This is a genomic window from Streptococcus mitis (assembly GCF_003942995.1).
Lineage (GTDB): Bacteria > Bacillota > Bacilli > Lactobacillales > Streptococcaceae > Streptococcus > Streptococcus mitis_CV.
In genome coordinates this window covers 60,335-74,764 of the sequence record NZ_RJOH01000005.1, presented here as the reverse complement: position 1 = coordinate 74,764, position 14,430 = coordinate 60,335, and the positions used below count along the sequence as shown (strand labels likewise).

General features: G+C 40.4%; 14 protein-coding genes and 1 pseudogene. 13 read left to right on the top strand and 2 right to left on the bottom strand.

The genetic code is table 11. The annotated features are described in order from the left end of the window. The first annotated feature begins 125 nt into the window (after nt 1-125). The 11 genes from yjbM (at nt 126) to D8836_RS04610 (ending at nt 9,288) form a co-directional block, all read left to right on the top strand. On the top strand, nt 126-797 hold the full coding sequence (yjbM, locus tag D8836_RS04665; protein ID WP_000151559.1) for a GTP diphosphokinase: 672 nt from the start codon (nt 126-128) through the stop codon (nt 795-797). Next, complete coding sequence (locus D8836_RS04660; protein WP_000799058.1) at nt 781-1,599, top strand: NAD kinase; 819 nt, start codon at nt 781-783, stop codon at nt 1,597-1,599. The genes yjbM and D8836_RS04660 overlap by 17 nt, the downstream gene beginning before the upstream one ends. Beyond that, nucleotides 1,596-2,492 (top strand): RluA family pseudouridine synthase, encoded by an 897-nt coding sequence (locus tag D8836_RS04655; RefSeq protein WP_125393302.1) that lies wholly within the window; start codon nt 1,596-1,598, stop codon nt 2,490-2,492. The genes D8836_RS04660 and D8836_RS04655 overlap by 4 nt, the downstream gene beginning before the upstream one ends. A 42-nt stretch (nt 2,493-2,534) precedes the next feature. Further along, on the top strand, nt 2,535-3,509 hold the full coding sequence (gene pta, locus D8836_RS04650; RefSeq protein ID WP_125393301.1) for a phosphate acetyltransferase: 975 nt from the start codon (nt 2,535-2,537) through the stop codon (nt 3,507-3,509). Between the two features lie 279 nt (nt 3,510-3,788). Then, nucleotides 3,789-4,964, top strand: coding sequence for an A/G-specific adenine glycosylase (gene mutY, locus D8836_RS04640; protein ID WP_125393299.1), 1,176 nt, complete (start codon nt 3,789-3,791; stop codon nt 4,962-4,964). A 55-nt stretch (nt 4,965-5,019) separates the two neighbouring features. Further along, nucleotides 5,020-5,727 carry a response regulator YycF gene (yycF, locus tag D8836_RS04635; protein ID WP_125393298.1) on the top strand — a complete coding sequence of 236 codons (708 nt, stop codon included), beginning with the start codon at nt 5,020-5,022 and terminating at the stop codon, nt 5,725-5,727. Continuing rightward, nucleotides 5,720-7,069: a cell wall metabolism sensor histidine kinase VicK gene (gene vicK / locus D8836_RS04630; protein WP_125393297.1), complete on the top strand. Its 1,350-nt coding sequence runs from the start codon at nt 5,720-5,722 to the stop codon at nt 7,067-7,069. The genes yycF and vicK overlap by 8 nt, the downstream gene beginning before the upstream one ends. 1 nt (nt 7,070) lies before the next feature. After that, a complete protein-coding gene (locus D8836_RS04625; protein WP_000004961.1) occupies nt 7,071-7,880 on the top strand; it encodes an MBL fold metallo-hydrolase in 810 nt (269 codons plus the stop codon). Nucleotides 7,881-7,970: 90 nt separating this feature from the next. Then, entirely contained in the window at nt 7,971-8,213 is a 243-nt protein-coding gene (relB, locus tag D8836_RS04620; protein ID WP_007284772.1) for a type II toxin-antitoxin system RelB family antitoxin, read from the top strand. Nucleotide 8,214: 1 nt separating this feature from the next. After that, a complete protein-coding gene (locus tag D8836_RS04615) occupies nt 8,215-8,469 on the top strand; it encodes a type II toxin-antitoxin system RelE family toxin (RefSeq protein ID WP_004239453.1) in 255 nt (84 codons plus the stop codon). 45 nt (nt 8,470-8,514) lie between these two features. After that, nucleotides 8,515-9,288, top strand: coding sequence for a potassium channel family protein (locus D8836_RS04610; protein ID WP_125393295.1), 774 nt, complete (start codon nt 8,515-8,517; stop codon nt 9,286-9,288). A gap of 37 nt (nt 9,289-9,325) precedes the next feature. Here the strand turns inward: D8836_RS04610 and D8836_RS04605 are convergent, their stop codons facing one another. Both D8836_RS04605 and D8836_RS04600 read right to left on the bottom strand, forming a co-directional pair. Next, the gene (locus tag D8836_RS04605; protein ID WP_125393294.1) at nt 9,326-9,673 is read right to left on the bottom strand and encodes a DUF6568 family protein; all 348 of its coding nucleotides are present in this window, start codon (nt 9,671-9,673) and stop codon (nt 9,326-9,328) included. 111 nt (nt 9,674-9,784) lie between these two features. Continuing rightward, on the bottom strand, nt 9,785-11,503 hold the full coding sequence (locus D8836_RS04600; RefSeq protein WP_000121686.1) for a phospho-sugar mutase: 1,719 nt from the start codon (nt 11,501-11,503) through the stop codon (nt 9,785-9,787). A gap of 153 nt (nt 11,504-11,656) precedes the next feature. On the opposite strand from D8836_RS04600, the gene D8836_RS04595 reads away from it, so the two are divergent. Further along, nucleotides 11,657-13,558 carry an ABC-F family ATP-binding cassette domain-containing protein gene (locus tag D8836_RS04595; protein WP_125393293.1) on the top strand — a complete coding sequence of 634 codons (1,902 nt, stop codon included), beginning with the start codon at nt 11,657-11,659 and terminating at the stop codon, nt 13,556-13,558. A 2-nt stretch (nt 13,559-13,560) separates the two neighbouring features. After that, nucleotides 13,561-14,424 (top strand): annotated as a pseudogene (locus D8836_RS04590) (Rgg family transcriptional regulator). Nucleotides 14,425-14,430 lie beyond the last annotated feature (6 nt).

Sequence of the window (14,430 nt, the reverse complement as noted above, 5' to 3'; positions counted from 1 at the left end):
TCTTACCTTTTCTTTGTCTATGAAAGCGGATTATATGATATAATAGCTTTGTATTTATTGTATATGAATCTGGAGAAAAAATCAAAGATATTTTTGAAGGATAATATGAGAACAAGGGAGAATATATGACCATAGAATGGGAAGAATTTCTAGATCCTTACATTCAAGCTGTTGGTGAGTTAAAGATTAAACTACGTGGTATTCGTAAGCAATATCGTAAGCAAAATAAGCATTCTCCGATTGAGTTTGTGACTGGTAGAGTCAAGCCAATTGAAAGCATCAAGGAAAAAATGGCTCGGCGTGGTATTACTTATGCGACCTTAGAGCACGATTTGCAAGATATTGCTGGTTTGCGTGTGATGGTTCAGTTTGTAGATGACGTCAAAGAAGTAGTGGAAATTTTGCGCAAACGTCAGGACATGCGAATCATACAGGAGCGAGATTACATTACTCATCGAAAGGCTTCAGGCTACCGTTCCTATCATGTGGTAGTAGAATATATGGTTGACACCATCAATGGAGCCAAGACCATTTTGGCGGAAATTCAGATTCGTACTTTGGCCATGAATTTCTGGGCAACGATAGAACATTCTCTCAACTACAAGTACCAAGGGGATTTCCCAGAGGAAATTAAAAAGAGACTGGAAATTACTGCCAAGATTGCCCATCAGTTGGATGAAGAAATGGGTAAAATTCGTGATGATATCCAAGAAGCCCAGGCACTTTTTGATCCTTTGAGTAGAAAATTAAATGACGGTGTAGGAAACAGTGACGATACAGATGAAGAATACAGGTAAACGAATTGACCTGATAGCAAATAGAAAACCGCAGAGTCAAAGGGTTTTGTATGAATTGCGAGATCGTTTGAAGAGAAATCAGTTTATACTCAATGATACCAATCCGGACATTGTCATCTCCATTGGTGGGGATGGTATGCTCTTGTCGGCCTTTCATAAGTACGAAAACCAGCTTGACAAGGTCCGCTTCGTTGGTGTTCACACTGGACATTTGGGCTTCTATACGGACTACCGTGATTTTGAGTTGGATAAGCTAGTGACTAATTTGCAGCTAGATACCGGAGCAAGAGTCTCTTACCCTGTTCTGAATGTGAAGGTTTTTCTTGAAAATGGTGAAGTGAAGATTTTTAGAGCACTGAATGAAGCCAGTATCCGCAGGTCTGATCGAACCATGGTGGCGGATGTTGTGATTAACGGTGTCCACTTTGAACGTTTTCGTGGAGATGGGCTAACAGTTTCGACACCGACTGGTAGTACGGCTTATAATAAGTCTCTTGGCGGTGCAGTGTTACATCCTACCATTGAAGCTCTTCAGTTGACGGAAATTGCCAGCCTAAATAATCGTGTCTATCGAACGCTGGGCTCTTCCATTATTGTGCCTAAGAAGGATAAGATTGAACTCATTCCAACAAGAAATGATTACCACACCATTTCGGTTGACAATAGCGTTTATTCCTTCCGCAATATTGAGCGAATCGAGTATCAAATCGACCATCATAAGATTCACTTTGTCGCATCACCTAGCCATACCAGTTTTTGGAACCGTGTTAAGGATGCTTTCATCGGTGAGGTGGACGAATGAGGTTTGAATTTATCGCAGATGAGCATGTCAAGGTTAAGACCTTTTTGAAAAAGCACGAGGTTTCTAAGGGGCTTCTGGCCAAGATTAAGTTTCGGGGTGGAGCTATTCTGGTCAATGACCAACCGCAAAATGCAACCTATCTATTGGATATTGGAGACCTAGTTATCATCGATATTCCCGTTGAGGAAGGTTTTGAAACTCTAGAAGCTATCGAGCGCCCACTGGATATTCTCTATGAGGATGACCATTTTCTAGTCTTGAATAAACCCTATGGAGTGGCTTCTATTCCTAGTGTCAATCACTCCAATACCATTGCCAATTTTATCAAGGGTTACTACGTCAAGCAAGACTATGAAAATCAGCAGGTTCACATTGTGACTAGGCTCGATAGGGACACTTCTGGCTTGATGCTTTTTGCCAAGCACGGTTATGCCCATGCACGATTAGACAAGCAGTTGCAGAAAAAGTCTATTGAGAAGCGCTACTTTGCTTTGGTTAAAGGAGATGGACATTTGGAGCCGGAAGGAGAAATTATTGCTCCTATTGCGCGTGATGAAGACTCCATTATCACTAGAAGAGTAGCTAAAGGTGGAAAGTATGCCCATACATCATATAAGATTGTAGCTTCTTATGGGAATATTCACTTGGTTGACATTCGTCTACATACTGGACGTACCCACCAAATCCGAGTCCATTTTTCTCATATTGGTTTTCCTTTGTTGGGAGATGATTTGTATGGTAGTAGTCTGGACGACGGCATTCAACGTCAGGCCCTGCATTGCCATTACCTATCCTTTTATCATCCATTTCTAGAGCAGGACTTGCAGTTAGAAAGTCCCTTGCCGGATGATTTCAGTAACCTTATTACCCAGTTATCAACTAATACTCTATAAAAATTATTTGGAGTATAATTATTATCTTAAAGGAGAAAACTCATGGAAGTTTTTGAAAGTCTCAAAGCCAACCTGGTTGGCAAAAATGCTCGTATCGTTCTCCCTGAAGGGGAAGAACCACGTATTCTTCAAGCGACTAAACGCTTGGTAAAAGAAACAGAAGTGATTCCTGTTTTGCTTGGAAATCCTGAAAAAATTAAAATTTATCTTGAAATTGAAGGGATCATGGATGGTTATGAAGTCATCGACCCTCAAAATTATCCTCAATTTGAAGAAATGGTTGCTGCCTTGGTGGAGCGTCGTAAGGGCAAAATGACTGAAGAAGATGCACGCAAGGTTTTGGTTGAAGATGTCAACTACTTTGGTGTTATGTTGGTGTACCTGGGCTTGGTTGATGGAATGGTGTCTGGAGCAATTCACTCAACTGCTTCAACAGTTCGTCCAGCCCTTCAAATTATCAAAACTCGTCCAAATGTAACGCGTACTTCAGGTGCCTTCCTCATGGTTCGCGGTACGGAACGTTACCTATTTGGAGACTGTGCTATCAACATCAATCCTGATGCTGAAGCCTTGGCTGAAATTGCCATCAACTCAGCAATCACAGCTAAGATGTTTGGCATCGAACCTAAAATTGCCATGCTAAGCTATTCTACTAAAGGCTCAGGATTTGGTGAAAGCGTCGATAAGGTCGTTGAAGCAACTAAAATTGCTCACGACTTGCGTCCTGACCTCGAAATCGATGGTGAGTTGCAATTTGATGCAGCCTTTGTTCCTGAAACTGCAGCTTTGAAAGCTCCTGGAAGTACAGTAGCTGGTCAAGCAAATGTCTTCATCTTCCCAGGTATCGAGGCAGGAAATATCGGCTATAAGATGGCCGAACGCCTTGGTGGTTTTGCGGCAGTTGGACCTGTTTTGCAAGGTTTGAACAAGCCGGTTAACGACCTTTCTCGTGGATGTAATGCGGATGATGTCTACAAGTTGACCCTTATCACAGCAGCTCAAGCAGTTCATCAATAAGATTTAGTCCTCTTTCCCTTGGAAAGAGGCTTTTTATACTCAATGAAAATCAAAGAGCAAACTAGGAAACTAGCCGCAGGCTGCTCAAAGCACTGCTTTGAGGTTGTAGATAAGACTGACGAAGTCAGCTCAAAACACTGTTTTGAGGTTGTGGATAGAACTGACGAAGTCAGTAACCATATCTACGGCAAGGCGACGTTGACGTGGTTTGAAGAGATTTTCGAAGAGTATTAATACTAGGAAAAGGACAGTTAGAGTCGTCTGTGTTATACTAGAGTTATGTTAGATTTGAAAGAATACGGTATCGTCATGTGGCCGGAGGAGAAGATCATTTCTTTCCGTGAGAAACTTCTCGCTTGGTATGATGAAAATAAACGAGATTTACCTTGGCGTAGAAGTAAAAATCCTTATCATATCTGGGTATCTGAAATCATGCTCCAGCAGACCAGAGTTGATACAGTTATCCCTTACTACGAACGATTCTTGGACTGGTTTCCAACAGTAGAAAGTTTAGCAAATGCGCCTGAAGAGCGTTTGTTGAAGACTTGGGAAGGTTTGGGTTATTATTCTCGAGTTCGTAATATGCAGGCTGCAGCCCAGCAGATTATGACTGACTTTGGTGGTCAATTTCCAAACACCTATGAAGGAATTTCCAGATTGAAGGGAATTGGCCCTTACACAGCTGGAGCCATTTCTAGTATTGCTTTTAACTTGCCTGAGCCAGCTGTAGATGGTAATGTTATGAGAGTTTTGGCACGTCTGTTCGAAGTCAACCACGATATTGGCATTCCAAGTAATCGCAAAATTTTTCAAGCAATGATGGAAATCTTGATTGATCCAGAACGTCCTGGCGACTTTAATCAAGCTTTGATGGACTTGGGTTCAGATATTGAGGCTCCTGTAAATTCTAGACCAGAAGAGAGTCCAGTGAAGGACTTTAGTGGGGCATACCAAAATGGAACCATGGACCGTTATCCAATCAAGGCTCCCAAGAAAAAGCCAGTTCCCATTTATCTTAAGGCCTTAGTGGTAAAAAATAGTCAGGGGCAATTTTTACTTGAAAAAAATGAAAGTGAAAAGTTATTGGCAGGCTTTTGGCATTTTCCTTTGATAGAAGTTGATGACTTTTCGCAAGAAGAGCAGTTTGACCTCTTTCATCAGGTTGCAGAAGAAAGTGTCAACTTTGGTCCCAGTCCAGAAGAGAGTTTCCAGCAGGACTATGACCTAGATGTTGATTGGCTTGATGTTTATTTTGAGAATGTCAAGCATGTCTTTAGTCATCGTAAATGGCATGTAAAGATTGTAGCAGGTCAGGTGAGTGACTTTCATGATTTTTCAGATAGGGAAGTTCGCTGGCTTTCACCAGAAGAGTTTAATAATTACCCACTTGCCAAACCACAACAAAAAATCTGGCAGGCTTATGCACAAGCCAAGTTAGACAGTAGCAAAGAATAGCTATTGTGTCTTCTTGTTATTTTTTTGGTATAATAGTAGAGAAAAAGGTGAACAAATGAAAAAAATATTAATTGTAGATGATGAAAAACCAATCTCGGATATTATCAAGTTTAATATGACCAAGGAAGGTTACGAAGTTGTAACTGCTTTTAACGGTCGTGAAGCGCTAGAACAATTTGAAGCAGAGCAACCAGATATTATTATTCTGGATTTGATGCTTCCCGAAATCGATGGTTTAGAAGTTGCTAAGACTATTCGCAAGACAAGTAGTGTGCCTATTATCATGCTTTCAGCTAAAGACAGTGAATTTGATAAGGTTATCGGTTTAGAGCTTGGTGCAGATGACTATGTAACCAAACCCTTCTCAAATCGTGAGTTGCAGGCGCGTGTTAAAGCTCTTCTCCGTCGTACAGATTTGACTTCTGTAGATAATCAAGAGTCTGATGAAAAGAAAATTCAACCCTTGCAAATTGGGGACTTGGAGATTGTGCCAGATGCCTACGTGGCTAAAAAATACGGTGAAGAACTAGACTTAACCCACCGTGAATTTGAACTCTTGTACCACTTGGCCTCTCATATCGGTCAAGTAATTACGCGTGAACACTTGCTTGAAACTGTCTGGGGGTATGATTATTTCGGAGATGTTCGAACTGTTGACGTAACTATCAGACGTTTGCGTGAGAAGATTGAAGATACACCAAGTCGTCCTGAGTATATCCTAACACGTCGTGGTGTTGGTTATTATATGAGAAATAATGATTAAACTAATTAAAGACACAGTTTTAACCAGTGATTTTATCTTTATCCTCATTCTACTTGGCTTTATTTTAGTCGTGACCTTGCTCTTACTAGAAAATCGTCGGGATAATATTCGGCTGAAGCAAATCAATCAAAAGGTAAAAGACCTGATTGCAGGAGATTATTCTCAGGTGTTGGACATGCAGGGAAGCTCTGAAATCACTAATATTACCAATAATCTCAATGATTTATCAGAAGTAATCCGTTTAACCCAAGAAAATCTGGAACAAGAGAGTAAACGATTGCACAGTATCCTCTCCTACATGACAGATGGTGTCCTTGCGACCAATCGTCGTGGCAAGATTACCATGATTAATGACATGGCTAAGAAACAGCTAGGTGTTCAGAAGGAAGAGGTTCTCAATAAAAGTATTCTAGAATTGCTTAAGATTGAAGATGAGTATGACCTTCGTGATTTGATTACCCAAATTCCTGAACTCATGATTGATTCCCAGGATGCCAATGGAGAGTATCTAAGCCTTCGTGTACGCTTCGCCTTGATTCGTCGAGAGTCTGGCTTTATCTCAGGTTTGGTTGCAGTTTTGCATGATACGACGGAGCAGGAGAAGGAAGAACGGGAACGGAGACTCTTTGTTTCCAACGTTAGTCATGAGTTAAGGACTCCTCTGACTAGTGTAAAATCCTATCTTGAAGCCTTGGATGAGGGGGCCTTGTCAGAACCTGTCGCACCAGACTTTATCAAGGTATCTCTAGATGAAACCAATCGTATGATGCGAATGGTGACGGATCTCCTCCATCTTTCACGGATTGATAATGCGACCAGTCACCTAGATGTGGAACTGATTAACTTTACTGCCTTTATTACCTTTATCCTCAACCGTTTTGATCAGATGAGGGGACCAGATGAAGATAAGAAATATGAATTGGTCAGAGATTATCCGATTACCTCTGTCTGGATTGAGATAGATACAGACAAGATGACACAGGTCATTGATAATATTCTTAACAATGCCATCAAGTATTCGCCAGATGGTGGGAAAATCACAGTGACCATGAAAACAACTGACGATCAGATGATTTTATCCATCTCAGACCAAGGATTGGGTATTCCTAAGCAGGATTTGCCACGTATCTTTGACCGTTTCTACCGTGTGGATCGTGCTAGAAGTCGTGCCCAAGGTGGAACAGGATTGGGACTGTCTATTGCCAAAGAAATCATCAAACAACACAATGGCTTTATTTGGGCCAAAAGTGAATACGGTAAGGGCTCAACCTTTACCATCGTGCTCCCTTATGATAAGGATGCAGTGAAAGAAGAAGTATGGGAGGATGAAGTAGAAGACTAGAATGAGTGAAACAGGCTTTAAATATAGTATTTTAGCATCGGGTTCCAGTGGGAATTCCTTTTATCTGGAAACCCCAAAAAAGAAACTTTTAGTGGATGCAGGCTTATCTGGTAAGAAAATCACCAGCCTACTTGCTGAAATAAATCGCAAGCCAGAAGACTTGGATGCCATCTTGATTACCCACGAGCATTCAGATCATATCCATGGAGTAGGTGTTTTGGCTCGCAAGTATGGTATGGATCTTTACGCCAATGAAAAGACCTGGCAAGCTATGGAAAATAGCAAGTATCTTGGCAAGGTAGATTCTTCACAAAAGCATATTTTTGAAATGGGTAAAACCAAAACCTTTGGAGATATCGACATCGAGAGTTTTGGTGTAAGCCATGATGCAGTCGCACCGCAGTTCTATCGCTTTATGAAAGATGATAAAAGTTTTGTCCTTTTGACAGATACAGGTTATGTTAGTGACCGTATGGCGGGGATTGTTGAAAATGCGGACGGCTATCTTATCGAGTCCAACCATGATGTAGAGATTTTGCGAGCAGGTTCTTACGCTTGGCGACTCAAACAACGAATCCTATCGGATCTGGGTCACCTTTCTAACGAGGATGGTGCTGAAGCTATGATTCGGACGCTAGGAAATCGCACTAAGAAGATCTACCTTGGGCATTTATCTAAGGAAAACAATATCAAGGAACTGGCTCACATGACCATGGTCAACCAGCTGGCACAAGCGGATTTAGGTGTAGGAGTAGACTTTAAGGTTTACGATACCTCACCAGATACCGCAACACCATTGACAGATATATAGAAAGAACGCTAAGAAGGTGTTCTTTTTATATTGACTGAACACCTAAAAAGTAATACAATGGTGTTACTATTAAAAAAGGGAGTGCAAAAGATGACTACTATTACATTAAAAGTTTCTGAAGCTGATAAAACATTTATGAAAGCAATGGCTAAGTTTGAAGGAGTTTCCCTGTCGGAACTTATCCGCACCAAAACTCTTGAAGCTCTAGAAGACGAATACGATGCTCGTGTGGCAGATTTAGCCTATCAAGAGTATTTAGACGACTTGGAAAAAGGAGTTGAACCCATTACTTGGGAAGAAATGATGCATGATTTAGGCTTGGAGGATGAATAATTTGTATAAATTAGTTCCAACAAGACGTTTCATCAAGCAATTGAAAAAATTGGATCGTTATACGCAGAAGATAATTACAAACTATTTACAAACCAATGTTTTGGAAGACCCAAGACGACACGGAAAGGCTTTGGTTGGTAATCGCGTTGGTCAATGGCGCTATAGAATTGGTAATTATCGAGTTATCGTACAAATTGTAGATGATGAATTAGTCATTGCTACTTTAGAAGTTGGTCATCGGAGAGATATTTATTGAATTAAAGTTGAGTAATAACAGTATAGAAAGTGAGGAGAGTAAAATTTGAAGAAAAAATGGTTTTTTGCAGATTATTATGATACAACAATTATTTTACTTGCTTTAATCTCTGTTATTCTGGTATTACTTGGATTTGCTGAGATGATTGATTTAGACAGTCCTCCATACAGTATTATTGACTTGCTACTTTGGTTTGTGTTTGTGGTAGATTATGGTTGGCGGTTCTTTTCAAGTAAAGCAAAATGGAGGTTTATACTTGAAAATATCTTTGACTTGTTAGCTATCCTTCCTTTAAATGCTATTTTTACAGTATTGCGATTAGGGCGTATCTTCCGCTTAGCAAGGCTGACAAAATTACTGAAACTGACTCGTTTACTTAGAATAATTGGACTTACAGGTAAATTAGAAAGAAAAATTAGTAGATTCTTACGGACAAATGGCCTGATTTATATCTTGTATGTTAATATTTTTATTGTTCTAGTAGGAAGTTCAATTTTATCTGTAGTTGAAGAAAAATCTTTCTCAGATAGTCTTTGGTGGGCTCTTGTGACAGTAACCACTGTTGGTTATGGTGATATTGTTCCAGTTTCCCTTTTTGGGAAATGGCTAGCTGTTTTATTAATGTTGGTAGGGATTAGTACAATAGGAATGTTAACAAGTGCCTTGACGAACTTTTTTGTAAAAGATAATCCAGATGAACAGATAAAACTTGATAAACTCCAAGACGAATTATCGGGCCAAAGAATATTAATAGAGAAACAATCTGAGAAAATCGAAGAACTGCATCGGATGATACAAGATTTGCTTGAAAAAACGTAATTTTGACCATTTAAAAACCACTCGATGAGTGGCTTTTTTACAATCCTGCAAATTCTTTGATTTCTTGTGCTGACATTGAAGAGTCGCAACGGACATTGATTTGTCCATCTGCGATGTGGACAAAGCCTGGTACAGTTGGGATTCCGTAGCGTGAACGGAATGCTTGCAACTCATTGAGTTGGCTTGCTTCTTCACTATTGATGAAGTAGATGTGAGCTTTGGTTTCAGCTACGACACCTGCTAAAGTACCTGCAAATTTACGGCAGTAAGGGCAAGTTTTGCGACCGATAAAGAAGGTTGCAGTTTCTTTTTTATCAAGAGCTTCTTGAGCATGCGCAACTGTAGTGACTTCAAGGTTTTTGATATTATCTAAAAATTGTTCCATGAGATTACCTCGCTTTCATTGATATGTCTAGTATGCCATAAAGTTTCTAAAATTGCTTAGATTTGATACGAAAAAAAGATGAGATTGGTTGGTCTCATCTTTTATAGGACTTTATTTTACAAAAGCATTGATTTCTGCTTCGATGTTAGCAATCTTAGCTTGTGATTCTTCGTTGGTTTCACCTACAACTGCAATGTAGAACTTGATTTTTGGTTCTGTACCTGAAGGGCGAACAGCAATCCATGAACCGTCAGCAAGTGTGTATTTCAACACATCACTTGGAGGAGTTGTTAAGTTTGTAACAGTACCGTCAGCAGCAGTAGCAGTTTGTGCCTTGAAGTCTTCTACGACAGTGATAGCTGTTGCGTTCCATTCTTTTGGAGCATTGTTACGGAACTTAGCCATAATCGCTTTGATTTGTTCAGCACCATCGACACCTGAAAGGGTAACAGAGATAGTTTTTTCTGCGTAGTAGCCGTACTCTTTGTAGATTTCTTCGATACCGTCAGCAAGTGTCAAACCGCGTGAACGGTAGTAGGCAGCAAGCTCAGCAACGACGAGAACAGCTTGGATAGCGTCTTTATCACGTACGAATGGTTTAATCAAGTAACCGAAGCTTTCTTCAAATCCCATCATGTAAGTGTGGTTGTGTTTTTCTTCGAATTCTTGGATTTTTTCAGCGATGAATTTGAAACCAGTCAAGACGTTGAACATAGTTGCGCCGTAGCTTTCAGCAATCTTCGTTACCAAGTCAGTTGATACGATAGATTTACATAGGGCTGCATTTTCAGGAAGAGTTCCAGCGTTTTTGTGGGCTTCCAATATGTATTTAGCCATGATAGCACCGATTTGGTTACCTGAAAGGTTGAGGTAGCTACCATCTTTTTGAAGAACTTCAACACCAACACGGTCAGCGTCAGGGTCAGTTGCGACAAGAACATCCGCACCAACTTGACGACCAAGTTCTTCAGCAAGGGCAAAGGCTGCTTGGCTTTCTGGGTTTGGAGATTTTACAGTTGAGAAGTCAGGGTCAGCAGTTGCTTGTGCTTCAACGACTTGAACTGAGTCAAATCCTGCTTGGGCAAGAGCACGACGAGCCAACATTTCACCAGTACCATGAAGTGGTGTATAGACAATTTTCATGTCTTTACCAAATTCTTCAATCAAGGCTGGGTTGATGTTTACGTCCTTAACCTCTTTAAGGTATTCTACGTCAACAGCTTCGCCGATAACTTCAATCAAGCCAGAAGCTTTTTCAGCTTCCACATCAGCAACTTCAACTGCAAATGGGTTTTCGATAGCACGGATATAAGTAGTCAACGCGTCCGCATCGTGTGGAGGCATTTGTCCACCGTCTTCACCGTAAACCTTGTAACCGTTAAATGGAGCAGGGTTGTGGCTGGCTGTGACCATAATACCTGCGAAACAGTTGAGGTGACGAACTGCAAATGAGAGTTCTGGAGTTGGACGAAGGCTTTCAAATACATAAGATTTGATACCATGTTTAGCAAGAACTGCAGCAGATTCAAAGGCAAACTCTGGTGAGAAGTGACGGCTATCGTAGGCGATTGCCACACCACGTTCTTTTTCATTTCCACCTTTAGACTCAATCAAACGAGCCAATCCTTCAGTAGCTTGGCGAACAACGTAGATGTTGATGCGGTTTGTACCAGCACCAATCAAGCCACGCATACCCGCAGTACCAAATTCAAGATTTGTATAGAAGGCATCTTCCTTAGTTTTTTCGTCCATATTTTCCAAATCTTGACGAAGGTAGTCAGGAAGCTCCGCAAAATCAACCCATTTCTGGTAATTTTCTTGGTAAGACATTGAAATTCTCCTTTTTGTAAATTGTTTTAACCGTTCACATTATAGCACTTTTTAGCGTTTTAGTAAAACGGTAGCATAATTTTCAGAAAAGTAGTGACATATGCCGGTTTATCAAGTCTTGAATGCCTTAGGGAAACATGCTATACTGTTTGTATGATTATTTTACAAGCTAATAAAATTGAACGTTCTTTTGCAGGAGAGGTTCTTTTTGATAATATTAACCTACAAGTTGATGAACGAGATCGAATTGCTCTTGTTGGAAAAAATGGTGCAGGTAAGTCTACTCTTTTGAAGATTTTAGTTGGAGAAGAGGAGCCAACTAGTGGAGAAATCAATAAGAAAAAAGATATTTCTCTGTCTTACCTAGCCCAAGATAGCCGTTTTAAGTCTGAAAATACCATCTACGATGAGATGCTTCATGTCTTTGATGACTTACGTCGGACGGAGAAACAACTTCGTCAGATGGAGTTGGAGATGGGTGAAAAGTCTGGTGATGATTTGAATAAACTGATGTCAGATTACGACCGCTTATCTGAAAATTTTCGCCAAGCAGGTGGCTTTACCTATGAAGCTGATATTCGAGCGATTTTGAATGGATTCAAGTTTGACGAATCTATGTGGCAGATGAAAATTGCTGAGCTTTCTGGTGGCCAAAATACTCGTTTGGCACTTGCTAAAATGCTACTTGAGAAGCCCAATCTCTTGGTCTTGGACGAGCCAACTAACCACTTAGATATTGAAACTATAGCCTGGCTAGAGAATTACTTGGTAAATTATAGCGGAGCCCTCATTATCGTCAGCCACGACCGTTATTTCTTGGACAAGGTTGCAACGATTACGCTGGATTTGACCAAGCATTCTTTGGATCGCTATGTGGGCAATTATTCTCGTTTTGTTGAGCTGAAGGAGCAAAAGCTAGCTACTGAAGCAAAAAACTATGAAAAGCAACAAAAGGAAATTGCCGCTCTGGAAGACTTTGTCAACCGCAATCTAGTACGAGCTTCAACGACTAAACGTGCCCAATCTCGCCGAAAACAACTGGAAAAAATGGAGCGTTTGGACAAGCCAGAAGCTGGTAAGAAATCAGCCAATATGACCTTCCAGTCTGAAAAAACGTCTGGTAATGTTGTATTGACTGTTGAAAATGCGGCTATTGGCTATGATGGGGAAGTCCTGTCTCAACCGATTAACCTAGACCTTCGTAAGATGAATGCTGTTGCCATCGTTGGTCCAAATGGTATTGGCAAGTCAACCTTTATCAAGTCTATTGTGGACCAGATTCCTTTTATCAAGGGTGAGAAGCGCTTTGGCGCTAATGTTGAGGTTGGTTACTATGACCAAACTCAAAGCAAGCTGACACCAAGTAATACTGTACTGGATGAACTCTGGAATGATTTTAAACTGACACCGGAAGTTGAAATCCGCAACCGTCTAGGTGCTTTCCTTTTCTCAGGAGATGACGTTAAAAAATCAGTCGGCATGCTGTCTGGTGGGGAGAAAGCCCGTTTACTTCTGGCTAAACTTTCCATGGAAAACAATAATTTTTTGATTCTGGATGAGCCAACCAACCACTTGGATATTGATAGCAAGGAAGTGTTGGAAAATACCTTGATTGACTTTGATGGAACCTTGCTATTTGTTAGCCATGACCGTTACTTTATCAATCGTGTGGCAACTCATGTACTGGAATTGTCAGAGAATGGATCGACTCTCTTCTTGGGAGATTACGATTACTATGTCGATAAAAAGGCTGAAATGGAAGTCGGTCTGACAGAGGAAGCTTCAACTAACAATCAAGTAAAAGAATCAAGGCCAGTCAATGATTATCAAGCCCAGAAAGAAAGTCAAAAAGAAGTTCGTAAGCTCATGCGACAAATCGAAAGTCTAGAAGCTGAAATTGAAGAGTTAGAAAGTCAAAGTCAAGCGATTTCTGAACAAATGTTGGAAACAAACGATGCCGATAAACTGATGGAATTGCAGGCTGAACTGGACAAAATCAGCCATCGTCAGGAAGAAGCCATGCTTGAATGGGAAGAATTATCAGAGCAGGTGTAAAGATGGAACATCTTGGAAAAGTATTTCGTGAATTTCGGACAAGTGGAAATTATTCTTTAAAGGAGGCGGCAGGGGAGTCCTGTTCAACTTCTCAGTTATCTCGCTTTGAGCTTGGGGAGTCTGATCTAGCAGTCTCGCGTTTCTTTGAGATTTTGGATAACATTCATGTCACAATCGAAAATTTCATGGATAAGGCTAGGGATTTTCATAATCATGAACATGTTGCCATGATGGGACAAATTATTCCGCTTTACTACTCAAATGATATTGCAGGTTTTCAAAAGCTTCAAGAAGAACAACTTGAAAAGACTAAGAGTTCGACAAATCCCCTCTATTTTGAGCTGAACTGGATTTTGCTACAGGGTCTGATTTGTCAAAGAGATTCGAGTTATGATATGAAGCAGGATGATTTGGATAAGGTAGCAGATTATCTCTTCAAAACAGAAGAATGAACCATGTATGAGTTGATTCTTTTCGGGAACCTCTATAGTTTCTACGATGTGGACTATGTCACACGGATTGGTAGAGAAGTTATGGAGAGGGAAGAATTTTACCAAGAGATTGGGCGTCATAAGAGATTAGTGTTGATTTTGGCTCTCAATTGTTACCAGCATTGTTTAGAGCATATTTCTTTTGACAATGCAAGCTATTTTGAGACTTATACAGAGAAGATTATTGGCAAAAACATTAGTCTGTATGAACGAAATATTTTACATTACCTAAAAGGCTTTGCCTTATATCAAAAAGGACAGTGTAAAGAAGGCTGTAAGCAGATGCAAGAGGCCATGCATATTTTTGATGTGCTAGGTCTTCCAGAGCAAGTAGCCTACTATCAGGAACACTACGAAAAATTTGTCAAAGATTAATTTTCC